This is a genomic window from Treponema endosymbiont of Eucomonympha sp., from assembly GCF_001028545.1.
The window spans coordinates 1-463 of sequence record NZ_BBPW01000602.1; the positions used below are offsets into that span (position 1 = coordinate 1).

At 60.9% G+C, this 463-nt stretch carries 1 protein-coding gene; it reads right to left on the reverse strand.

Annotated elements, in window-relative coordinates:
* Positions 1–392 (reverse strand): 5'-methylthioadenosine/S-adenosylhomocysteine nucleosidase (mtnN, locus tag AWU74_RS08265; RefSeq protein WP_162505102.1); only part of this gene is annotated, 392 nt, incomplete at its 3' end.
* Positions 393–463: the final 71 nt, after the last annotated feature.

Consider the following 463-nt stretch of genomic DNA (forward strand, 5'->3'; position numbering starts at 1 on the left):
GGATAACCGACCCGCCTCACGTCTACGTCGTGGTACCGCGCCGAAGGCGGGACGACGATATCGGGCGGGGAAAGCTCCGGCGAAACCGCCCCCGCAATCCCCGTGTTGACGAGGTGCGTCGCCCCGAAGCGCGTGATAAGGAGCTGCGCGCAGATTGCCGCGTTCACCTTGCAGATTCCGCTCTGCGCGACCACCGCAGGGCAACCGCCGATTTGCCCGCTGAAAAACTCTATGCCCGCAACCTGAGTGCGCTCCGGGCGGGTGAGCAGGCTTTTTAAATGCGCGACTTCGATATCCTCTGCGCCGATTATGCCGATTTTTATCATTGTGTTGCCGTTTGAACACGATACCACAGCGAGCACCGCGGCACCGATGATTCCGATTTTTATCATTTCCGGACGCGACAGGATACCGCGGCCGCGCGGAAGGTTCAAGACACGCGCAAGCTGGAACGTTCCGGTCG